We start from the raw sequence: 22,676 nt of genomic DNA, 5'->3' as shown, positions 1-22,676 counted from the left end.
GTGGCGGGGGGGGCCGGTTGGGGGGGCGGCCCCCCCGGGGGCCCACTCCTATTCGCGGCCGCCTATCTCGGGCCTCGTTTCCTCTACCTTTCCCCCGGAACCCCCGTGCCCCAACCCTCGACTCTACGGGGCGGGAAGCACCGCTCCGAATCGTTCGCTGAATGCTTCAGCCGTCATCGGCCGGGCCAACGCGAAGCCTTGGATTTCATCGCAGCCCAACGCCTGCAGCCGGGCCACCTGTTCGGCCGTCTCCGCACCTTCGGCCACGGCGCTGTAGCCCAGGCGCTGGGCCAGGCCGATGATGGCCTCGACCTTCAATGCCGCCCGCGGGTCCTGGCAGAGGCGGTCGATCACCGTCTTGTCCAGTTTCAGCGTGCTGATCGGCAGCTCGGACAGGTAGCCGAAATTGCTGTAGCCGCTGCCAAAATCGTCCACGGCGATGCGCAGCCCGGCGGCGGCCATCTGCCGCAGCTGTTGGCCGGCGGGGGAATCCACGCGCAGCCACTGGCTCTCGGTGATCTCCACTTCGACATCCGCGCACGACAGGCCCTTCTGCTCGATCGCACTTATCAGGCGCAGCGCGGCATCGTCCTCGGCCATGTCGCGCGCCGAGTAGTTGATCGACAGCAGCAGGCCGATGCCTGCCTTTCGCCAGGCAACCAGCTGGTCCAGTGCGTTGTCGGTCACCCAGCGGGTGATGCCCTGCATCACCGCCGTACGTTCGAACACCGGGATGAACTCGGCAGGGCTGACTGCCCCCAGTTGCGGATGGTTCCAGCGGATCAGCACTTCGGCGGCCACCGGCACAAGATCCGCCGCGCGGAAGCGGGGCTGGTAGACCAGATGGAACTGCTGTTCCTGCAGGGCCATCCGTGCGTCGGTGGCCAGCCGGTAGCCCCGCCGCGTGCGCGCATCGCGGGTCTCGGAATACCAGCGGAATGGCGAGCGGCTGTTGATGGCGGCATTCAGGCCGACCAGCATGCGGCGGATGATTTCGTCTGCATTGTGCTGGCCCAGCGTGACGCCACAGATGCCCGCGTGGAACGACGGGGCCATCGGCACCTGCGCGGCCATCATCGGTCGCGTCACGCGTTCCAGCAGTTCTGCGACCAGGTCTTCGACGGCCTTCGACGATGACAGCTCCACCACGAAGGCAAACCGCGCCACGCCCACGTGGTAGACCTCAGCCATGCCGTCCAAGGCAACGCGCAGGCGCACGCCGATACGCCGGATCAACGTTTCCAGCGGCGCCATGCCCAGCACCTGCCCGGCCTCGGTGGAGGTCGTTGCGTCGAAGACATCGATCAGCACTGCATGCAGGAAGGTGTCCGGCTCGCGCTCGGCCTTGGCGGCCAGGTCCAGGGCGAACTGGTGCCGGTCGGGCAGGCCGCTGACGGGATCGCGGCGGCCCGTCAGGGCACGCAGCTCCAGTTCGTTCATGGCTGCGCTGGCCAGGGTCTGCAGCTGCCGCCGCTCCGCTTCGGAGAACTGTCGGGGGGCGTCGTCCATGATGCAGAACGCACCGATGGCCACGCCGTTGCGCGCCACCAGCGGCGTGCCTGCATAGAAGCGAAGCCTGGTCTCGCCTGTCACCAGCGGGTTGCTGGCATGCCGTGGGTGCTCGCGCAGGTCATCGATGACCAGGGTTTCCGGCGCGCCGATGGCCGAGGCGCAGATCGAATCACGGATATGCGTCTGCGCGATCTGCAGGCCCTTGCGCGAGACCAGTCGCTGCCGGTCGACGTCCAGCAGCGAAACGAAGGCGACGGGCACCTTGAAGGCGTGGGTGGCCAGCTCGGTGAGGCTGTCCAGGGCTGCACCGGAAACCTCGCCCAGGGCGTTGAGACCGGCCAGGGTGGACATGCGTTCTTGTTCGGGGGAGGGCATCAGGACCACATCAAAACGTACGGGAAGCTGCACGAGCGGGTTGGCCGCTGCAGCACGACCACAATGTCGCGCAGCAGGTGCCGTGGGGAAGGGGCGCAGGCCGTCGCCTGCTGAATGCTTCAGGCCTGCACTTTGAGGGTAGGGCGTGGCAGATGCGGGCAGTGTGAGTGCCCGCAATAAGCCCATGAGGTCAGGCGGCGCGCTTCAGCGCAGCGCCAGCCTGTGCCGCTACCCGGAACACGGCCGCGGCCTGGTCCAGATCCGCCGCCTGCCCAGCCATCGCACGCGCCGCGGCGCTGGCTTCCTCGACCAGTGCGGCATTCTGCTGGGTGGCCTCGTCCATCTGCGCGATGGTCTGGTTGACCTGTTCGATGCCGGCCGCTTGTTCGACGCTGGCTTGGGCGATCTGCTGCACCAAGTGCCCGGTCTGGCCCGCGGCGTCGGTCAACTGGCCGATGGCGGCCTCGGTCTGGCGGGCGATGCCGATGCCGGCCTCGACCCTGCCGGTGGATTCATCGATCAATGCCTTGATGTCCTTGGCCGAAGCCGCTGCGCGCTGTGCCAGAGTGCGCACCTCGCTGGCCACCACCGCAAAACCACGACCTTGCTCGCCGGCGCGCGCCGCTTCGACCGCTGCGTTGAGGGCGAGGATGTTGGTCTGGAACGCGATGCCGTCGATCAGGCTGACCATTTCGCCGATGCGCAGCGACGAGGCATTGATCTGCCCCATCACCCGCACCACGTCCTGCACCGCCTGCGCGGTCTGCTGCAGGGCTTCGCCGGCGCTGCGCGAGGCTGCATCGGCCTGCTGTGCGTGTTCGGCATTCTGGCGCACGGTAGAGGTCAGCTCTTCCATCGAGGCCGCGGTCTCTTCCAGGTTGGCAGCCTGGCTTTCCGTACGCCGTGACAGGTCGGCGTTGCCCGCGGCAATCTCATCGGACGCGCTGGCGATCGAGCCGGAGGCTTCCTGGATGCGGCGGATGATGGCCGCCAGATTCTCAGCAGTCCGGTTGGTGTCGCGCTGCATGGTAGCGAACACACCCTGGAAGTCGCCCTCGATACGGCGGGTCAGATCCCCTTCGGCCATGGCACCAAGCACCTTGGACAACGCGCCGAGGCTGCCGTCAGCGGTGGCCATCAGGCGGTTGAGGTCTTCAATCATGCGGCGGAAATCGTGACGGTAGGCCGTGGCATCGCCACGCACGCTGAAATCGCCGGCCGCTGCCGCCGTCGCCAGACGCTGGATATCCTGATTGATCGCATGCAGGCTGGCCTTGGCCGCATCCATCGATTCGTGCAGGATCGCGCGGCTGCCCGGCAGGCGTCGTGCGTCCCGGCTCAGGTCACCCTGCGCGTACTGGTTCAGCACGTCGATGGCATCGACGATCGCCTCCAGATGCTCGAACACCATCGTGTTCATGCCCTCCGCCAGTTCGCCGTAGACGCCGGGGAAATCCACCGGCATGCGGTGGCTGATGTCCTCGGCGGCATGCTTGCCGATCATCAGCTGGGTCTGCTGCGAGAAGCGCTGCAGCAGGCCGACCATGCTGTCGGTGGCCCGCAGCATCTGGCCCACTTCATCGGGGTTGTCATCCTGGTGACGGACGCTGAGGTCGCCGCGGGTGACCGCATTGATCGACGCCTGCACCTGGGCCAGCGGGCGGGTCAGGCTACGCGAGATCAACCACGCCGCGATGATGCCCAGGCCCAGGCTGAGGACGCCGAACAGGCTGAGCAGTGCCGTGGTCCTGGCGGCCAGCGCCTGCATGTCCCGGGCGGCTTCTTCCACCAGTTTCTGCTGCAGATCGGCGAACTCGGCGAGCGCCGCGTTCCAGTCGGCAGCCGCGGGGCCAGCGCGGGTCAGCAGCTCGGTGCTGGCGGCATCGAAGTCGCCGGCCTGCATCGCTGCATCCAGGTCGCGGTTGAGTGCGACGGTGGCCTGCTGCTTCTGCGCGACCTTGCCGCGCATCGATTCGGCCAGCGGGCTGGTGGCCGGGCGCTCGGTGAAGTGGGCCCAGATCTGGTCATAGCGTTCCGACATTGCGTGCGCCTTCGCCAGATCGGCCTCCAGCCCCTGGCCGCGCTTGATCAGCATGTCGCGGCGCAGGAGCAGCAGCTCCTTGTTGATGATGAGCATGTCGTACAGCTCGCCCATGCGGGTCACGCGCACGTTCACCGCGTTGTCGAACTGTTGGCGCTGCTGGTAGTTGCTGTGCAGGGCGATCGCAAGAATGGTGGCGATCAGAAGAAGCAGGATGGAAAAGCCCGCAGTGAGGCGGGTGCCAACCTTGAAGCGGCGCAGCGTGTACATTTTGTGAAGTCCGGTAGTCTTTGTAGGCCCGACTGCCGGGCGTGTCTGCACAGGAGAGAGTCCCGGCAAGCAGTACAACGGTAGCGGCGGCGCAGGCTGAAGCTTTAGCGCCGCAGTTCGGATTTTTCTGGAAGCGCCTGCGGATCAGGCAATGCAGAGCACGAACACCGCCGACAGCGCGAGCATCAGCACGAACACCCGCCGACTCAGGGCCAGGCAGGCGAGGCCCGCGGCCAATGCCCAGGCGCCCAGCAGGACGCAGGCCAGCAGCCACAGGCCCATGCCCATCAGCGAGCCGGACACCACGCCGGACATCGCCAGTGCTTTGAACAGGCCCACGCCCAGCACGCTGCCCAGCATTCCTGCCTGCAGGGCGACGGCATCATGGCGGGCAGGGGCAGGGCGGTGATGCATGGGCTGCACTGTGCAGCAAGCCACATCCACGCCATGTGTTTTTTGCGGTTCAGCGGGAGCGCGACGAAGGGGTCAGAGCCCTTGCCTGCGGCAAGGGATCCGACCCCAGGCTTGCGGTCGAGCGAAGGGGTCGGATCCCTTTCCAACGGAAAGGGCTCTGAACCCGGATCTCCGGCCAGGCGTTGGGGTCAGAGCCCTTGCCTTTGGCAAGGGATCCGACCCCGGGCCCATCACTCACGCATCGTCATCCAGCGCATCGCCATCCCAGTCGGGCAGCGCATCGTCGGCACCCGCAACGTCGGGGTCTACCGGCTCCAGCAGGGTGTAGTCATCGCGACGCGGGTCGCGGATGCCCAGGCCGACATACGCAGCCTCGAGCGCCGCGGTATGCGCGTGCCGTCGCAGCTGCGCCGGGGTGGTCAGCTCGCCCCTCAGCCAAGCCGCGGCAGCCGCGGGCTCCACAAACACCGGCCCATCGGCAGACAGCGGGGCCGGGATCGCCGGATTGCCATCGGTCAGGATCGAGAATGTGTCGCGCATGTCGCCGGCCTCGTCCTGCCAGTGCTCCCATAAGCCGGCCGCCAGCAGCGCCACCCCATCCTGTCGCTGGACGAACATCGGCCACGGTGGTCGTCGCTGCCGGTCCCATTTGAAATAGCCCGTCATGGGCACGATGCAGCGACGCTTGCTCCAGGCATCGGCAAAGATGCGGCTGCGCGGGGCGCGTTCCAGCCGGGCAGTCACCGTGGTGTAGGGCGTGGACGGCTGCTTCGACCAGCGCGGCACCAGGCCCCACTGCATCTCTGCAACGACCGTCGTGGTCTTCGCATCGGCCGCGCCGGCGGCCCAGACCCAGGCGTGGCCGTCCTTGCCGATGTTGTAGCGCGCATCCGCCGTCGCCAGTGCTGCCGACACGTCGCCGGGCAGGGCAGCAGCAAAGCTGTCCACATCCACGAAGGCCTGCACGAAACGCCGCATGCCCGCTCCGTCGCCGCCTCAGCGCGGCGGATGTCCCTGCAGCAGGTCGCGTCCGCGCGGGGTCAGGTCGATGTCGCCGTCTTCCGCCTGCACGGCAAGGCCTGCCTTCACCGCCCAGGTGGCGGCGTCACTGTCCACGCGTTCCGCATCGGCAATGGCCTGCAGGATCCGGCGCTGTGCATCGGTCAGCGGCGCGTCCATGTTCATACACCCAACACGCGCGGCAGCTGCCAGTCGGCCACGCGGGCATTGCTCACGGCCTGGTGGCAACCGCAGTCGTCACAACGGAAGAGGGTGCCGCCGGGCAGGTGCAGCAGGTTGCCTTCGGTGGACGAGGTCGTGGCCTCGCAGTGGTTGCAGGTCACCGTCAGCGACGTGATGCGTTCCACCCCGCCGGCCATGTTGAAGACGGCCTCGAAGGCGAGAATGGCGAAATGACCGGTGTCCGACATGGGGAAGGGGGTGCCAGGAAGAAGGTGTATTCATCGTCACACTTTCCCCTGTGACGGCACCGTCAGCCCGATGCGGCGGCGAGGTCAAATCCAGCCGCGTGGCAACAGCCCCTGCCACCGGCAAGGGCTGCGTGCAGGACCTCAAGCGGCCTTGCGGCGGCGGTCGACCAGCATCGACACGCCCCACAGCAGCAGGCCGCCGATGGCGGTGGCGGCACCGACATAACCGGTGGTGGCCGGGCTGAAGCCGGCGCTGATGGCCATGCCGCCCAGCCACGGGCCCAGCGCGTTGGCGGTATTGAACGCCGCGTGGTTGGAGGCGGCGGCCAGCGTCTGCGCCTCGCCGGCCACGTCCATCAGGCGGGTCTGCAGCACGGCGGCCAGCGCACCCATGGTGCCCACGGTGATGATCATCGGGCCGATGGTCCACACCGACTGCGCGGCCAGCGGGTACAGCAGCAGCATCACGATGGACCACACCAGCACGACGGCGGCGGCGTTGAAGTGGAACTTGTCCACCAGCCAGCCACCGGCGATGTTGCCGATGATCGCGCCGATGCCGAACACACCCACGGCCAGCGGCATCCACGACTCGGCCACGCCGGTCACCTGCACCAGGGTCGGCGCGAGGTAGGTGAAGACACAGAACATGCCGGCAAAGCCGACCGCGCCGATGCCCAGCGCCAGCCACACCTGGGTGGTGTTGAACGCGCGCAGCTCACGCATCGGCGAGGTACGCAACTCGTCCGGATCGGGCAGCAGGAAGCGGGCGATCATCACCACCGTGGCGATGGCCAGTACGCTGACCAGGGCGAAGGCGGTGCGCCAGCTCAGCTGCTGGCCCAGCCAGGTGGTCAGCGGGTTGCCGATCAGGATCGCGATGGACAGGCCCAGCAGCACCCGTGACATCGCCTGGCCACGCTGGCCGGCCGGGCTGATGGCCGCGGCCACCAGCATCGCCACGCCGAAGTAGGCACCATGCGGCAGGCCGGCGACGAAGCGGGCGACCAGCATGGTGCCGTAGTTGGGGGCCAGGGCGCTGGCCAGGTTGCCCACCGCGTAGAAGCCCATCAGCGCCAGCAGCAGCTTGCGGCGCGGGAACGAGGCGCCGATGAAGGCGAGGATCGGCGCGCCGACCACCACGCCGATGGCGTAGGCACTGATCAGGTGGCCGACCTGGGTCTCGCTGATCGACAGGCCGCGGCTGATCTCCAGCATCAGGCCCATGCTGGCGAATTCACTGGTGCCGATGGCAAAGCCACCCAGCGACAGGGCAAGGATGATCCAGGTGCGCTGACGCGGCGTCAGCCGCGCGGCCAGGGGGGAATTGGGGCTCATGCGGGGGGCGGGCAGGGCGGGGGAAGCCGCCCATTGTACTGCTGCACCGCAGCAGCGGCACCCGCGCAGGGGTAAATCAGTGTTCGATGGATGGTGCGGGCGGCCCGGGCAGGGCGGCAAGCTGGGCCAGCGCGTGCCGGTACTTCACGCGCAGCCGCTCGGCGGTAGCGGTGTCCAGAGCGGCCAGCCTGCTTTCGTCGCCGTTGTCGGCGATATCGGCCAGCTTCACCTTCAGCGCCAGCGGGTCGGCGGCAATGCGCGCGTAATACTGGTCGGGGTCGGCCGAGCCGTTGCGGCTCAGCAGCTGGACCGCGCGCTGTACTGCTGGCGGAAACGCCTGCACCTGCGCGGCAGATCCGGGGCAGTCCTCCACCACGTCGTGCAGCCAGGCCACCACTTCGGCATCGGCGTCGCCGCGGACGCGGGCGGCCACCCGGCTGACATGGCCGATGTAGGGTTGGCCGGCCTTGTCGATCTGCCCGGCGTGGGCTTCGGTGGCCAGTGCACGGGCGCGTGCGATCCAATCCATGACAATCTCCGATGCGCGGATGTGTATTGTCGTCTGCGTCGCCTGCATGCCGCCACCACGGCAGGGGCGGCATCATCGCCTGACGCGGGCACGAGATGTGAACGCCATCACGGAGAAGAATGCATGCAGGAGTACACGCATCAACTCGAGCTGCGCGGCCGCTATCGGCTGGTAGCGGTGACCCACGCGCCGGTGTACGCTCCCGGCGATGTGATTGGTCACACGGTCATCGCCGATGACGGGGAGCGTCTGGCCGATCTGATGTCGCTGGCCGAAGCGCGCCGGTACCTGGAGGTGCTGGAGCGTGAAGAGGGCATCGAGCCCGGGCTGGAGAATGAAACCAACCTGCGGAAACGGGCGTCGCAACGACGTCGCCGCTAGGCCGTCGCGCCTCAGTGCGCATCATGGAGGATTCGGGTGTTGCCCAGTAATAAGTTCCTGACCATCGCCATCGCTACGGTGGTCGCCCTGCTGCTTGGTTTCGCGTTGTCCGGCTACCTGACGCTGTTGCTGCTTGGCCTGGACACCAAGCTGTTCACCTGGAATACCTATTACCAGTACTACAACGCACTGGGCCAGCCACAGGTCGCGCCGTTCGTGGGCAAGATCAAGTGGGCCGGCTACCTGGGCTTCGGCCTGCCGCTGCTGATCGTGCTGGTGGGCAGCCTGGTGTGGCTGCTGAAGAAGGAGAAGAAGTCGCTGCATGGCGACGCACGCTTTGCCACCGGTTCCGACCTGGCCAAGCACGGCCTGTACAAGAAGACCGACCAGAGCATCGTGGTCGGCAGCCATGGCGGCAAGCTGGTGCGACTGGACGGCCAGCAGTTCGTGATCCTGGCCGCGCCGACCCGCTCGGGGAAGGGCGTGGGCGTGGTCATCCCGAACCTGCTCGAGTACGGCGAGTCGCTGGTGGTGCTGGACATCAAGCAGGAAAACTTCGACCTGACCAGTGGTTGGCGCGCCAGCCAGGGGCAGGAGATCTTCCTGTTCAATCCCTTCGCCGAAGACCGCCGCACGCACCGCTGGAACCCGCTCAGTTACGTGTCCGACGATCCGGCCTTCCGCATCTCGGACCTGATGAGCATCGGCGCCATGCTCTACCCCGATGGTGCCGAGGACCAGAAGTTCTGGGTCAGCCAGGCCCGCAACGCCTTCATCGCCTTCACCCTCTACCTGTTCGAGAACTGGGATGACGAGCGCGCCAGCGGCTTCCCCGGCGGCCAGGGCACGCCAACGCTGGGCGCGGTGTACCGCCTGTCCTCGGGCGATGGCACCGAGCTGAAGAAGTTCCTCAAGAGCCTGTCCGAACGGCCGTTCCTGAGCAGCAATGCGCGGTCAGCGTTCGCCAACATGCTGTCCCAGGCCGACGAGACCTTCGCCTCGATCCTGGGCACCTTCAAGGAACCGCTGAACGCCTGGGTCAACCCGGTGCTGGACAAGGCCACCAGTACCAACGACTTCCTGCTCACCGACGTGCGCAAGAAGAAGATGACCATCTACATCGGCATCCAGCCCAACAAGCTGGCCGAGAGCCGCCTGATCATCAACCTGTTCTTCAGCCAGCTGATCAACCTCAACACCAAGGAACTGCCCAAGTCCAATCCGGACCTGAAGTATCAGTGCCTGTTGCTGATGGACGAATTCACCTCGATCGGCAAGGTCGACATCATCGCCTCGGCGGTGTCCTACATGGCCGGCTACAACGTGCGCCTGCTGCCGATCATCCAGAGCATGTCGCAGCTGGACGCGACCTATGGCCGGGAGATCTCCCGCACCATCATCACCAACCACGCGCTGCAGATCCTCTACGCGCCGCGTGAGCAGCAGGATGCCAACGACTATTCGGAAATGCTGGGCTACACCACCATCCGCAAGAAGAACGTCACCCACGCGCGTGAAAAGACCCACAGTTTCACCGAGGAGCGTCGTGCGCTGATGCTGCCGCAGGAGCTGAAAGCGATGGGCCCGGACAAGGAAGTGTTCCTCTACGAAGGCATCCCGCATCCGGTGAAGTGCGACAAGATCCGCTACTACAAAGATAAATATTTCACGTCACGTCTACTGCCGAAAGTCGAAGCTCCACTTTTGGATGTTTAAGTTCAGCTCCGTGAAGTGTGATCCATGCACGAATTCATTGAAGTGAAATCGTGAGGAGCGTCAAGAAAACGCCATACGTTTAGGCAATTCAGACTTGTCTGACATTGAATTGACGCGTGGCTGTGCGAGTCTATGCGCAGCTTGGGAATCTTCGAGATTCAGCTTGCTTTCAGAGTGGCCAGGAGTTTCAGCCATGGGAACAGGGATGGTTCCGACGTTGGTGAGGGTGTGAGAGGGCGGTGTTTCTGATGCCGTTTTCCACAACCTGGTTGGCAGCTTTCGAGCTGCAGGGGAGCCGTCGTGGGCGCGTGCAGCCATGCCGCGTATCCACCGCGTTTTCGGTGTGCGCCATGTAGCACCGGACAGCCAGGGGACCAACATCGGGACTGCTTTTTCGTACGTCAAAGTGAAGCCCGTATGAATCAGGCGTTTATCGCAAAGTTGTCCATCGCCGCAGCGGCGGCGTTGATGGTGGCCGGATGTGCCACCAAGCCCGCACCCGATTTCGGCGGCCGGTGGAAGCCGGTCAACCGTTTCGCGGAAACCCCCACCGAGATTCCGCTGTATTCCAGCTACGTGTACCAGGCCTCGCCCATGGACGGCACGCTCAAGGGCATGCTCGACCGTTGGGCCAAGGATTCCGGCCGCACGCTGGATTATCGCCTCAGCTCGGATTTCACCCTCTACGGAGCGGTGACGCGGATTGATACGACCAACGCGCAGCAGGCCGTGATCGATGTCACGTCGGCCTACTCGGCGCAGGGCGTTTCCGTGTCCATCGTCGGCAACCAGATTGTCGTGCAGAGCGCCGGATCGACGCCGACTGCGTCGGCCCAGGGCCCTGATCCGAACAGCGGCAGCTGAGTCATCCAGGAAACCATCGAACATGCCGCTCCCCGCGCTTGACGCAGGGGTGCCGCACCCATTGATGTTTCAGCAGTACGGAAGAATCCATGTTCCGCAAGAAGGATGCAGGCAACAGCCAGAAGGTCGAGCAGTCGGTCGCCAAGGCGGTCAGCTACGAGATCACCGTGGCCGACATGGCACGCCGCAGCGAGCGGCGCGCGTGGTGGGTGGCCACCGCCTCGTTGCTGATGTCGCTGGCCCTGGCCGGTGGCTACTACTACATGCTGCCGCTGAAGGAAAAAGTGCCGTTCCTGGTGATGGCTGACGCCTACACCGGCACCGCCACCGTGGCGCGCCTGCGCGGCACGTTCCAGGGCGAGACCATCACCACCAACGAAGCGGTCAACCGCAGCAACGTGGCCCAGTACGTGCTGGCGCGTGAGTCCTACGACTCGGCAGTGATGGGCCTGCGCGACTGGGAGCTGGTGTTCGTGATGTCCACCGATGCGGTGGGCGCGGGCATGAAGCAGCGCTATGCGGGCAACAATCCGCAGAGCCCGTTCGTGATGTATGGCCGCGGCAAGGCCATCCGCGTGAAGATCCTCAGCATCACGCCGCTGGCCGCGCAGGCCAACGGCAGCTTCCGCGGTGCGTCCGTGCGCATCCAGCGCAGCCTGCTGGACAAGCGTACGGGTGTCGCGACCTACCTGGACAACCAGCTGGTCACGATGCGCTTCGAGTACAACCAGAACCTGGCGTTGTCCGAACAGGATCGCGTGCTCAACCCATTGGCCTTCCAGGTCACCGAGTACCGCGTCGACAACGATTACGCCCGCGGCGTGCCGGTGCCCGACGAGGGCGCGATGCAGCAGCAGGCGGACGCAGCGCAGCAGGCGCAGCAGGCAGCAGCACAGGCACAGGGCATGTACGACCCGAACGGCCCGGCCGCGGCGCCGATGGTCGATCCGGCCACGGGCCGGCCGATGCCGCAAGGCCAGCCGATGCAGGGCCAGCCTGTGCAGGGGCAACCCATGCAGCAGGGCCAGCCCATGCAGGGCCAGCCGTTGCAGCAGGCGCAGCCGATGCAGGGACAGCCGCAGGGCACGCAGCCCCCGCAGGCGCAACCGATGCGGGGTGGGTAATGAACCGCGCACAGAACCAATCCACCGGAAATGCTGATGGAGCAAGCAACCGATGAGTAGTCGAAAAGTCAGGGGGAGCGCATTGGCGCTGCTGTCGTTGCTGTCGCTGGTGTTTTCCACCGCGGCGATGGCGCAGGCAGTGGACCGATACGAGTATGAGAAGGACCGGATCTACCCGGTTCGTACCGGCCTGGGTCTGACCACCCAGATCGAGCTGAGTCCGAACGAGAAGATCCTCGACTACAGCACCGGCTTCAGCAGTGGCTGGGAACTGACCCGTCGCGAGAACGTCTTCTACCTCAAGCCGAAGAACGTCGACGTCGACACCAACATGATGGTGCGCACCGAGACCCATTCCTACATCTTCGAACTGAAGGTGGTGGCGACCGACTGGCGCCAGCTGGAACAGGCCCGCCGTGCCGGCGTGCAGTACAAGATCGAGTTCGTCTACCCGAACGAGACCGTGTTCGGCGTGGCCCAGGAAGCGGTGGAAGAAGAAGCCAAGCCGCTGCTGAGCACCGAACTGGCCAAGGATCGCCAGTACAACTTCAACTACTCCTATTCGACCAGCAAGGCGAAGAAGATGGGGTGGCTGATTCCGGTGCACGCCTACGACGACGGCCGTTTCACCTACCTCAAGCTGCCCAATTCGCCGGAGTACAAGACCGGTATTTTCCCGGCAGTCTTCGGGCGTGAGAAGGAATACGGTGAGGACTTCGTGGTCAACACCACCGTTGAGGGCAACACGCTGATCGTGCACGGGACGTACCCGTACCTGGTCATCCGCCACGGCGACTTCGTCGTCGGCCTGCGAAGGAACGTGAAGAAATGAGCCAGCAGAACACTCCGGACAACGACCCGAATCCGTCCCCGTACGCGCAGGGCCCGGCGGGCCAGGAGCCGTCGTCCAACCCGTACTACGGATCCACGCAGGCTGAAACCGCGCCCGACCTGGATGCCAGCGCGCCGCAGCTGCGCACTTCCGAAGAGCAGCGCCTGAACCGCAAGGCCCTGTTGTTCCTGGGCGGCATCCTGGTGCTGGTGTTGGCGATGGGCTTCCTGCTGCTGCGCAAGGGTCGTGACGACAGCGCTGACGCAGAGGCGCCCCGTCAGGTCGCGCGTGCCAGCACGCCGGATCTGCCGTCCATGGCACCTGCGCCGCCGCCGCCGGCCCAGGAAACGGCCGAGCCGATTCCGATGCTGCCGCCTCCGCCGCAGGAAGCCATGGGGCCGACCTACATTCCGCGCTCGGAACCCGCCGAGCGTGAGGTCAACCGTGGTCCGAGCCTGATGGACCGTCGCATCGCCGCCGGCGGTGGCGTCGGCACGGGTGATGGCGGCCAGGGCGCGGAAGGCGCTGCTGCCAACGAAGATCCGTACCTCGCTGCGACGATGGCAGCGCTGCAGGGACAGAACGGCAACGCCGCACCGGCAAAGGTCCGTCGTGGGCCGGACGTCGACAACATTTCCAGTGCCACCTACATCCAGAGCCCCGATGCACTGCTCGTGCGCGGCACGTATTTGCGCTGCGTGCTGGAAACCCGCATCATCACCGACCTGGCCGGTTACACCTCCTGCCTGCTGACCGAGCCGGTCTATTCGATCAACGGCCGCAGCCTGCTACTGCCGAAGGGCTCGAAGATCTACGGTGCCTACGGTGGCGGCCCGACCGGCAAGCGTGTGGAAGTGATCTGGGATCGCATCACCACGCCCAACGGCATCGACGTGGCCATGTCCAGCCCGGGCATCGATGGGCTGGGTGGCGCAGGCCATCCGGGCCAGTACAGCGCGCACTGGGGCAGCCGCATCGCCTCGGCGCTGATGATCAGCCTGATCTCCGATGCCTTCAAGTACGCCGCTGCGGAGCATGGCCCGGAGTCGACCACCATCGGCAGCAACGGGTTCGCCGTGCAGTCGCCGTATGAGAGCGCCACCGCACGCACCATGGAACGCCTGGCCAACGAGGCGCTCAGCGAAGGCCGTCGCCCGCCGACGGTCACCATCAACCAGGGCACCATCGTGAACGTCTACGTCGCCAAGGACGTTGACTTCACCAACGTGCTCAACCCGCGCCGGTAACCGATAGCACGACCATGGACGCCGAAGTGTCACCCCTCGCCCTCGCCTCCAGCGATTTCCTGCGCTATCAGTACGAAGTGCTGGGCATCGCGGAGTACATGACCTCGCCTGAAGTGACGGAAATCTGCATCAACCGTCCGGGCGAGCTGTACCTGGAGACGCGGGCAGGGTGGCAGCGCGTGGATGTGCCGGGCCTGACGTTCGACCGGGCCCGGCAGTTCTGCACCGCCGTGGTCAACGAGAGCAACACCGGCCAGCGCATCACCGATGCCGATCCGGTCGTGTCGCTCACCTTCCCGACCGGGCAGCGTGCGCAGTTCGTGATTCCACCGGCGTGCGATGCCGGCAAGGTGTCGATCACCATCCGCCTGCCGTCCAAGCAAACCAAGTCGCTCACCCAGTACAACGAGGATGGCTTCTTCGCCCAGATCCTCGAACAGGATGGCAGCCTGAGCGAGCACGACCGCGAGCTGCTGGAGCTGCGGCATACCCGCGAGTACGCCGAGTTCTTCCGGCGCGCGGTGATGTACCGCAAGAACATCGTCGTCTCCGGCGCGACCGGCAGCGGCAAGACCACCTTCATGAAGGCCCTGGTCAACCACATTCCGGACAGCGAGCGCCTGGTCACCATCGAGGATGCCCGCGAGCTGTTCCTGACCCAGCCCAACGTGGTGCACCTGCTGTATTCGAAGGGCGGGCAGAGCGCGAGCAACGTCACCGCCAAGAGCTGCATGGAAGCCTGCCTGCGCATGAAGCCCGAGCGCATCATCCTGGCCGAGCTGCGCGGCGATGAAGCGTTCTACTTCATCCGCAACTGCGCGTCCGGCCACCCCGGTTCGATCACCAGCTGCCACGCCGGCAGCCCGGAGCAGACCTGGGACCAGCTGGCGCTGATGGTCAAGGCGTCCGCCGAAGGCTCCGGCCTGGAATTCAACGTCATCAAGCGTCTGCTGATGATGACCATCGACATCGTCGTGCACATCAAGGCGCATGCCGGCGCGCGCTACATCACCGGCATCGACTTCAATCCTGGGCGTGCCCAGGGGCAGGAGGGCTGAACCATGCTCCCAGGTCTGGAAATGATGGCGTGCCCGGAAATGGCCGTCTCCATGGACGTGATGCAGCACGTCATCAATGTTGAGTCCTCGCGTAACCCCTATGCCATCGGCGTGGTGGGTGGCGCCCTGGTGCGCCAGCCCAAGGCCCTGGATGAAGCGCTGGCGACGGTGCGCATGCTGGAAGAGAAGGGCTACAACTTCTCGGTCGGCCTGGCCCAGGTCAACCGCTACAACCTCGGCAAGTACGGCCTGGATTCCTACGAAAAGGCCTTCCAGCAGTGTGCCAACCTGCAGGCCGGTTCACGCATCCTGGCCGAGTGCTACAAGCGCTCGGGGCAGGACTGGGGCAAGTCCTTCAGCTGCTACTACTCGGGCAATTTCGAAACCGGCTTCCGCCACGGTTACGTGCAGAAGATCTACGACTCGATGCGCCGCGGCCAGCAACTGGCCAGCAATGGCGTGGCGCCCATCGACGTGGTCAACCGCGGCGAGCGCCGCGTGGTCAAGGTCGAGCACCACCCGCAGAGCGTCTCGCCGATGGAGGCGCGGATCGTGGCGCAGAACACTGCGCCGGTGTACGTGCCCTCCAACGACCCGGCGCGTGCCTACACGGTCTATCCCTCCACCGGTGCGATGGCACGCGGCAGCCTGCTGAACATCGCCGACCAGGCCTTGTCGCGGGTCGTGCTGGGTTCGGTGGATCGGGCGATGCAGCCGCAGGGCCGGGCGGTCGATGGCTATCCGCAGCAGCTGCCGCAGGCCGTGCCGCGGCAGCCTGCCCAGGCCATGCCGCAGCAGCTGCCGGGTGCCGTCGCAGGCGGCAGCGAGGCCCCGGTGATGCTCCGTCCGTGGAATGAACGCAATCAGCCGGTTGCGGCTCCTGGCAATGTTTACAACGCACCGGCGGCGGCACCTGCCGCGCCGGTTCGACAGATTCCCGCAGGGGATGCGGCCTTCGTGTTCTGACGAAGTCGTGGTGCGACTGGTCCCCCGGCCGGTCGATTCAGTTGTGTTAGTCCATCAACAAGGAAATCCATCCATGAAGCGTTTCAATCTCGATGTCGTACAGGCCCAGCGCACGCTGAAGACCATGCTGATGGCCGTCGCATTTGCTGGTGCCGTCCTCGCACCTGAGGCGTTCGCCAACAACGTCAACTACGGTGGTACCGATGGCAAGGTCTGCGGCTTCTTCGGCAGCGTCAACGGCCTGCTCAACATGGCTTCGATCGCCGTCGTCACCATCGCCGTGATCTTCGCCGGTTACCAGATTGCCTTCGCGCACAAGCGCATTGGCGATGTCGCACCGATCCTGATTGGTGGCGTGCTGATCGGCGCTGCTGGCCAGATCGCCAAGATGCTGCTGGGTGATGAGTTCGGCGAGTGCACTGCCACCAGCGGCGGCGGCAGCGGCGGCATGGCGCTGATGGTCATCAAGAACGTCGCTCAGTACTACGGTGCATAAGAACGTCGTCTTTCGTGGCTGCACCCGCCCTGCGATGTTCCTGGGCGTGCCCTACCTGCCGTTCTTCATGGTGGCCGGTGGGTTGCTGCTGCTCAGCATGTACACGAACTTCTGGTTCCTGCTGACCATTCCGGTCGCGGTTTTCATCATGCGACAGATGGCCAAGCGCGATGAAATGATCTTCCGGCTGCTGGGATTGCGCCTGATGGTCAAACTGAGGGTTCGAAACGTGCGTGAGCACGATGGCATGTGGGTGTTCAACCCGAATCACTACCGCGACAAGCCGGCCCGCATGGATTGAGGGCCGGTAGGGAACCGGCGGGCGTCCAGCGCCCGTCGGTTCCTGACGAAACTCCCTTGGCAGTACCTCTTTGGAAGCAGTCGAATGTTCAGCCCAGATACCTCCATCAGCGAATTCATTCCCCTGTCGTCGCATGTAGCCCCGAACGTGGTGAAGACCACGGGCGGCGACTACCTGTTGACCTGGCATCTGGAAGGGCTGCCGTTTGTGGGTCGCGAGGAGTGGGAGCTGGAGCACCGGCACAATACGTTCAACCGACTGCTGCAGACCCTGCGCGCGCCGGATTTCGTCAACGTCGCGTTCTGGGTGCATGACATCCGCCGTCGCCGCACGCTGAAGGGGAAGAGCGCGTTCAAGCAGCGCTTCAACCAGGACGTGTCCGACCAGTACATGGGCATGTTGTCCTCGCAGCGCATCATGCAGAACGAGCTGTACCTGACGATGATCTATCGGCCGGTAGTGGCCGGTAAGCGCTTCGTCGAGAAGTCAGCCAATGTCGACAAACTGCGTGCAGAGCAGGAACAGGCCGTCGAAAAGCTGCTCGAGCTGGCCGGCAACGTCGAGGCCGTCATCCGCGATTACGCGCCGTACCGCCTGGGCATGTATGAGGCCAAGAACGGCGTGGTCTTCTCCGAAACGCTGGAGCTGTTCGGCTACCTGATCAACCGCATCGATGAGCCGGTTCCGGTGCTGTCGGCCCCGGTGAAGGACTATCTGCCGGTCAGCCGGCACATGTTCTCGGCCAAGACCGGTGACTTCGTCATCAATACCCCCAATGGTGCCAACCACTTCGGCGCCATCCTGAACATCAAGGAGTATGCCGAGGGTACGTACCCGGGCATCCTCAATGGTCTGAAGTACCTTGACTACGAGTACGTCATCACCCATTCCTTCAGCCCGATGGGCCGCCAGGACGCGCTGAAGGTGCTGGACCGTACCAAGGGCATGATGATCTCCTCGGGCGACAAGGCGGTCAGCCAGATCGTCGAACTCGACCAAGCGATGGACCAGCTTTCCTCGGGCAACTTCGTGCTGGGCGAGTACCACTTCATCATGACCGTGTACGGCGACAGCCAGGCCAAGCTCTCGCAGAACGTCGCCACCACGCGCGCCGAGCTGTCCAATGCCGGCTTCGTGTCTACCAAGGAAGACCTGGCCGTCACGTCCTCGTTCTATTCGCAGCTGCCGGGCAACTGGCGCTACCGCACGCGTCTGGCCAATGTCAGTTCGCTGAACTTCCTTGGCCTGTCGCCGCTGCACAACTTCGCGACCGGCAAGCAGCACAACAACCCGTGGGGCGACTGCGTGACGACGCTGCAGACCACCAACGGGCAGCCGTACTACTTCAACTTCCACGCCACCCACCCGTCGGAGAATTCGCTGGGTGAGAAGGCCATCGCCAACACCATGGTGATCGGTAAGTCGGGTACGGGTAAGACCGCGCTGATCAACTTCCTGCTCAGCCAGGTGCAGAAGTACGAGCCGTCGCCGACCATCTTCTTCTTCGACAAGGACCGTGGCGCGGAGATCTTCGTGCGCGCCTGCGGTGGCAACTACCTGGCCCTGGAGAACGGCGCGCCGACCGGCTTCAATCCGTTCCAGTGCGAGAGCAATGAAGGCAACGTGCAGTTCCTGGCCGACCTGATCAAGGTGCTGGCCGGCAAGCGCGAGTACAGCGCCCGCGAGGAAGAGGACATCTACCGCGCGGTGGAGAGCATGCTCGACACGCCGATGCACCTGCGGAGCATGACCAACTTCCAGAAGAGCCTGCCCAACATGGGCGACGATGGCCTTTACGCGCGCATGCGCCGCTGGACGTCAGGCAATTCGCTGGGCTGGGTGTTCGACAACCCGGTCGACACGGTGGACCTGAGCAAGGCCAACATCATCGGCTTTGACTACACCGACATCATCGACAACCCGGAAGTACGCGTGCCGGTCATCAATTACCTGCTGCACCGCCTGGAGTCGCTGATCGACGGTCGTCCGCTGATCTACGTGATGGACGAATTCTGGAAGATCCTGGACGGCGAGGGTGGCCTGAAGGAGTTCGCCAAGAACAAGCAGAAGACCATCCGTAAGCAGAACGGCTTGGGCATCTTCGCCACGCAGAGCCCGGAAGACGCGCTGAAGAGCGACATCTCCGCGGCACTGATCGAGCAGACGGCCACGCTGATCCTGCTACCGAACCCGAACGCCAGCAAGAGCGACTACATGGACGGCCTCAAGCTGACCGAGGCCGAGTTCCGGGTGGTCACCGCACTGGACGAGCGCTCGCGCTGCTTCCTGGTCAAGCAGGGTCACGCCTCCAGCGTGTGCCAGCTCAACCTGCGCGGCATGGATGACATCCTGTCGGTGATCTCCGCGTCCACCGACAACATCGACGTGATGCACCGCGTGCTGCAGACCGCAGCCATTCGTGCGCGCGTGACGGTGGACGAACTGACGCCGGAGCAGTGGCTGGAAGATTTCTACAGGAATCGGAAGGGCTCGGGCAAGGCCAGGGCGGCCGCCGAAACCGATGCGGCCTGAGCGCCGAATGACAAGGACGACAATGATGAAACCCATCTTCGTGGAGAACGACATGAGCAAGGCGAACCACAACCGCACCTCCGGCCGCACCCTGCGCCAGAAGCGCCTGGCAGCCCTGTTGCTCGGCAGCATGGCGGTTTTCTCCACGACCCCGGCAGGGGCGAGCGGCTATCCGGTGTTCGACTTCAGCGCCCTCATCCAGGCCTTGAAGGACTTCAAGCAGTCGAACGCGCAGCTGATCGCCGACGGCAAGGAGTACGGCGAGCAGGTCACGCGCTGGAACAGGACATTCCAGGAGTACAGGAATGCATTGATCAAGATCCAGGGTCTGATCAACAACTTTGGCCTGCCGGCCGGTGCCACGCTGGAGCGCGTGCCTGACGATTACATGGTTGCCGAGCTCTGCCGTACGTCAGGCGGATTCAGTGCAACGAGTCTGTTGAAGAAATTTGTGCTGGACACTTCCGGTGACCTCTATGCGCAGCAGCAGCAGCTCTGCGTGAACATCCAGATGATGGAGAACCGCAAGCGCAATGAAACCGTGGAGTTCCTGGAGAAGACGATTCCCAGCATCAATTCCTCGCTCAATGAAATCATGGGCTGGCGCTTCGGCAGCGACGGCAATCTGTCCGGCACGATGACTGCAGTCGATAGTGACTCGCTGAGGACTGCCAACGACATCGCGAAGCTTCAGCAGGAGTGGGAAGCACGGATGCGCTCCTATGATGCTTACGAAGAGTCGATGAAGGCCAACCAGCGTGTGCTCGCGCGAGTTGCGCTGAAGGGCAAGCCGGGTGTCATTTCGCAGTTGGTCAAGACTGCTGCGCTGAAGGGCGCACTGAGCGTCGATTGACGCAGATCGGGGCCGGCGCGGGTGCGCCTGTCCCATGAGGTTGTCGGATAGGGATACATCAAGGGATTGCGGAAATGATCAGGTCGATTGCCAATTTTGATTTCAACGGCGGATTCCAGGATTTGATGGGGCACGTGGCACGTGTCCAGTCGATCGGGGATTTCGTGTTCTTCAAGTTCATCTTCGACTTCCTGCGAAGCAAGATAAACAAGTTCGGCATCGACATGATGGGGCACATGATGCAGTGGGTCGGCGGCATCGCCCTCACGCTCATGACCCTGTGGGTACTCGTGCAAGGCTTCCGCATCATCACAGGCCGCAGCCGCGATTCGATGATGGTGCTGGTGACCAACATGGCCCGCGCTGCGCTCATCGTCAGCGTTGCGACGACCATGGGCATGTTCGGCACCGACCTCCATCGCTTCCTGACCCATGACGTCAAGGAAGAGATCACCCAGGTCGTCACCGGTTCGGACGAGTCACCCGAGGACCAGATCGACAAGAGCCTGGCCTGGATGCAGGTCGCGCTCTCCAGTATCGATGCCATCCAGATCATGAACGATGGCGAGTTGCTGGAAGACAAGAAGCGCGCGCTGTTCTTCATCGGTATGGGTACCGCCGGTCCGGCTATCACTGCCGGTGCCATGCTGATGCTCTATGAGATCGCACTGGCACTGTTCATCGGATTTGGTCCGCTGTTCATTCTGTGCCTGCTGTTTGAACAGACGAAGCAGCTGTTCCAGCGCTGGCTCTTCTATGGGCTCGGAACCATGTTCTCCATGGCGGTGCTTGCGGCGATGGTGTCCATCGCGCTGGACATGGTGGTGCGCGTGGCCGCGACATTCTGGACAACCGCACTGGTGCAGGAGTTCATCCTGAAGGAGAGCATGTCCGACGGCATGACCAGTCAGGCCATGCAGCAGGGCGGTATGGGTTTGATCCTCACGGCGCTGATCCTGACTACACCCCCAATGGCCGCGATGTTCTTCCAGGGCACCCTCGGTACCTTCATGGCATATTCGCAGATAGGCGGTGGCGCGAGTGCTTCGCCGAGCGCTGATGGTCGTCCGCCGGGTATGTCGGCACCGCCGCCGGCCGCTCCGGAATCGTCCGGTACGCACACGACCGGTGGGCAACATTACGGTATGGGGAAGGTCTTTGATGGCAGTGGCGGGCCTGGTTCTGCGATCCCCGGACAGCGCGGTGCAGCTACCTCGAACCAAGGAAACTAGGAACTGATCCGATGAAGCTGAGGAATCTCAAAAAAGCACTTTGTATGTCAATCTTGCTGTTTGGATCATTGTCTGTCGGCTCCGCATTTGCGGAGGGGCGATGCCCTCCAGGCCAGTACCCGATTGGCGATCAGGGTGTTGGCGGGTGTGCTCCTATCCCCGGTGCCGGGCAGGGTGCGCCGGCAGAGAATCCTGGGCATTGGGTGAAGACATGGGGCGCTGTCGCGAGCTCTCCTACCGGTGACGCTGGTTCAGCCACGGGGCATCAGGCTAAGGGATCCGCTGAGCGACAGGCGCTCGAGCGATGTGGCTTGGGCGGTGCTACAGATTGTCGGGTCGTCTTTACTTACTACAATCAATGCTATGCCGCAGTTGGTGCAGCACGTCCACACAATGGTGTGAAGTTCAGCACGGGCGCAACCAAACAGCAGGCGCAGGAGCGGGCAATCCAGGACTGTAAGGGCGCCGGAAGCCAAGAGTGCACGGTGATTCATTCGGACTGCACCAAGGCATTCTTCCAAGAAGGTTGACTCGAGGCCGGTGTCCACCTGATGGGATCGACGGGGCTGCTCTAAAACTCAAAGTTGCCGTGGGCGCCTAGCCCGAAAGTCTGCAGATGTTGCGTGGCGCAGGACAGATGAACTCAAGGAAGCGACGGTTAGGATGAGCGCGTTCCGTTTGATCGGAAGTCCGTTGATATTCTTTGTGTTGGTCTGCGCTGCGAGCGTCGAACCAGCAGCGGCCGAGGGCCGCTGCCCTCCGGGCCAGTATCCGATTGGAGATCAGGGCGTGGGCGGCTGCGCGCCTATCCCCGGCGCAGGTCAGTCGGCTGGTGATGCCACACCAACGGGAAGATGGGAAAAGCGATGGGGTGCCATCGCTTACCACGCGACTCAGGACCGCGAAGGCACGGCTGCGATTGGCGTGGCGGAGTCGAAGAGAACCGAGGCCGAGGCAAGGAGCGTCGCTCTAGAGGAATGCAGGAAACTAGGTGGTCTGGAATGCCAGGTTTTGCTTGCATATCACAATCAATGCGCGGCATTGGCGGGGCCCACGGGTTCTACCCCGATATCACGGACGGTTCTAAAAGAGCTGCAACCTTCTGATCCTGCCTGGCGACCCTTCGCCGCATCCTTGGGTTATGGCGTCGCTCGATGTAGTCAAA

At 64.2% G+C, this 22,676-nt stretch carries 22 protein-coding genes and 1 pseudogene; 15 read left to right on the top strand and 8 right to left on the bottom strand.

The window, feature by feature from the left end; genetic code table 11:
• Window positions 1-123 precede the first annotated feature (123 nt).
• The 8 genes from ACVOK1_RS15860 to ACVOK1_RS15825 all read right to left on the bottom strand — a co-directional run bounded on the left by ACVOK1_RS15860 (window position 124) and on the right by ACVOK1_RS15825 (window position 7,909).
• Window positions 124-1,863, bottom strand: coding sequence for an EAL domain-containing protein (locus tag ACVOK1_RS15860; protein WP_481562631.1), 1,740 nt, complete (start codon window positions 1,861-1,863; stop codon window positions 124-126).
• Between the two features lie 214 nt (window positions 1,864-2,077).
• Window positions 2,078-4,198: a methyl-accepting chemotaxis protein gene (locus ACVOK1_RS15855; RefSeq protein ID WP_481562630.1), complete on the bottom strand. Its 2,121-nt coding sequence runs from the start codon at window positions 4,196-4,198 to the stop codon at window positions 2,078-2,080.
• A gap of 144 nt (window positions 4,199-4,342) precedes the next feature.
• A complete protein-coding gene (locus ACVOK1_RS15850; RefSeq protein WP_108769189.1) occupies window positions 4,343-4,612 on the bottom strand; it encodes a hypothetical protein in 270 nt (89 codons plus the stop codon).
• A gap of 234 nt (window positions 4,613-4,846) precedes the next feature.
• Window positions 4,847-5,590, bottom strand: coding sequence for an SOS response-associated peptidase (locus ACVOK1_RS15845; protein WP_481562629.1), 744 nt, complete (start codon window positions 5,588-5,590; stop codon window positions 4,847-4,849).
• Between the two features lie 18 nt (window positions 5,591-5,608).
• Window positions 5,609-5,791, bottom strand: coding sequence for a hypothetical protein (locus tag ACVOK1_RS15840; protein WP_406235765.1), 183 nt, complete (start codon window positions 5,789-5,791; stop codon window positions 5,609-5,611).
• A gap of 2 nt (window positions 5,792-5,793) precedes the next feature.
• Window positions 5,794-6,042 (bottom strand): hypothetical protein, encoded by a 249-nt coding sequence (locus ACVOK1_RS15835; RefSeq protein WP_481562628.1) that lies wholly within the window; start codon window positions 6,040-6,042, stop codon window positions 5,794-5,796.
• A 141-nt stretch (window positions 6,043-6,183) separates the two neighbouring features.
• The gene (locus ACVOK1_RS15830; RefSeq protein WP_481562627.1) at window positions 6,184-7,380 is read right to left on the bottom strand and encodes an MFS transporter; all 1,197 of its coding nucleotides are present in this window, start codon (window positions 7,378-7,380) and stop codon (window positions 6,184-6,186) included.
• Between the two features lie 76 nt (window positions 7,381-7,456).
• The gene (locus ACVOK1_RS15825; protein WP_481562626.1) at window positions 7,457-7,909 is read right to left on the bottom strand and encodes an HD domain-containing protein; all 453 of its coding nucleotides are present in this window, start codon (window positions 7,907-7,909) and stop codon (window positions 7,457-7,459) included.
• 123 nt (window positions 7,910-8,032) lie between these two features.
• On the opposite strand from ACVOK1_RS15825, the gene ACVOK1_RS15820 reads away from it, so the two are divergent.
• The 15 genes and pseudogenes from ACVOK1_RS15820 to ACVOK1_RS15750 form a co-directional block, all read left to right on the top strand.
• The gene (locus tag ACVOK1_RS15820) at window positions 8,033-8,290 is read left to right on the top strand and encodes a hypothetical protein (protein ID WP_313203992.1); all 258 of its coding nucleotides are present in this window, start codon (window positions 8,033-8,035) and stop codon (window positions 8,288-8,290) included.
• Between the two features lie 36 nt (window positions 8,291-8,326).
• Complete coding sequence (locus ACVOK1_RS15815; protein WP_481562625.1) at window positions 8,327-10,006, top strand: type IV secretory system conjugative DNA transfer family protein; 1,680 nt, start codon at window positions 8,327-8,329, stop codon at window positions 10,004-10,006.
• Window positions 10,007-10,423: 417 nt separating this feature from the next.
• Complete coding sequence (locus tag ACVOK1_RS15810; RefSeq protein WP_313144800.1) at window positions 10,424-10,870, top strand: hypothetical protein; 447 nt, start codon at window positions 10,424-10,426, stop codon at window positions 10,868-10,870.
• A gap of 89 nt (window positions 10,871-10,959) precedes the next feature.
• Window positions 10,960-11,994 (top strand): VirB8 family type IV secretion system protein, encoded by a 1,035-nt coding sequence (locus ACVOK1_RS15805; protein WP_481562624.1) that lies wholly within the window; start codon window positions 10,960-10,962, stop codon window positions 11,992-11,994.
• Between the two features lie 52 nt (window positions 11,995-12,046).
• Window positions 12,047-12,826 carry a TrbG/VirB9 family P-type conjugative transfer protein gene (locus ACVOK1_RS15800; protein WP_116862663.1) on the top strand — a complete coding sequence of 260 codons (780 nt, stop codon included), beginning with the start codon at window positions 12,047-12,049 and terminating at the stop codon, window positions 12,824-12,826.
• Window positions 12,823-14,073 (top strand): TrbI/VirB10 family protein, encoded by a 1,251-nt coding sequence (locus tag ACVOK1_RS15795; protein ID WP_481562623.1) that lies wholly within the window; start codon window positions 12,823-12,825, stop codon window positions 14,071-14,073. The genes ACVOK1_RS15800 and ACVOK1_RS15795 overlap by 4 nt, the downstream gene beginning before the upstream one ends.
• A 14-nt stretch (window positions 14,074-14,087) precedes the next feature.
• The gene (gene virB11 / locus ACVOK1_RS15790) at window positions 14,088-15,131 is read left to right on the top strand and encodes a P-type DNA transfer ATPase VirB11 (RefSeq protein WP_481562622.1); all 1,044 of its coding nucleotides are present in this window, start codon (window positions 14,088-14,090) and stop codon (window positions 15,129-15,131) included.
• Window positions 15,132-15,134: 3 nt separating this feature from the next.
• Window positions 15,135-16,097 (top strand): lytic transglycosylase domain-containing protein, encoded by a 963-nt coding sequence (locus tag ACVOK1_RS15785; RefSeq protein ID WP_481562621.1) that lies wholly within the window; start codon window positions 15,135-15,137, stop codon window positions 16,095-16,097.
• A gap of 73 nt (window positions 16,098-16,170) precedes the next feature.
• Window positions 16,171-16,593 carry a TrbC/VirB2 family protein gene (locus tag ACVOK1_RS15780; RefSeq protein WP_406235781.1) on the top strand — a complete coding sequence of 141 codons (423 nt, stop codon included), beginning with the start codon at window positions 16,171-16,173 and terminating at the stop codon, window positions 16,591-16,593.
• The gene (locus ACVOK1_RS15775) at window positions 16,586-16,894 is read left to right on the top strand and encodes a VirB3 family type IV secretion system protein (RefSeq protein WP_481562620.1); all 309 of its coding nucleotides are present in this window, start codon (window positions 16,586-16,588) and stop codon (window positions 16,892-16,894) included. Before ACVOK1_RS15780 ends, ACVOK1_RS15775 begins: the two co-directional genes overlap by 8 nt.
• Window positions 16,895-16,978: 84 nt before the next feature.
• Window positions 16,979-19,426, top strand: a complete 2,448-nt coding sequence (locus tag ACVOK1_RS15770; protein WP_481562619.1) for a VirB4 family type IV secretion/conjugal transfer ATPase — start codon at window positions 16,979-16,981, stop codon at window positions 19,424-19,426.
• 25 nt (window positions 19,427-19,451) lie between these two features.
• A complete protein-coding gene (locus ACVOK1_RS15765) occupies window positions 19,452-20,279 on the top strand; it encodes a hypothetical protein (protein WP_481562618.1) in 828 nt (275 codons plus the stop codon).
• 74 nt (window positions 20,280-20,353) lie between these two features.
• Entirely contained in the window at window positions 20,354-21,511 is a 1,158-nt protein-coding gene (locus tag ACVOK1_RS15760; RefSeq protein ID WP_481562617.1) for a TrbL/VirB6 family protein, read from the top strand.
• A gap of 11 nt (window positions 21,512-21,522) precedes the next feature.
• Entirely contained in the window at window positions 21,523-22,041 is a 519-nt protein-coding gene (locus ACVOK1_RS15755) for a DUF4189 domain-containing protein (RefSeq protein WP_481562616.1), read from the top strand.
• Between the two features lie 133 nt (window positions 22,042-22,174).
• Window positions 22,175-22,561: pseudogene (locus ACVOK1_RS15750) on the top strand (DUF4189 domain-containing protein); the annotation flags it as partial.
• Window positions 22,562-22,676: the final 115 nt, after the last annotated feature.

It is taken from the genome of Stenotrophomonas sp. STEN087 (genome assembly GCF_056759115.1).
Note: the sequence above shows the minus strand (reverse complement) of the source record. Positions and strands in the feature narration are given on the sequence as shown.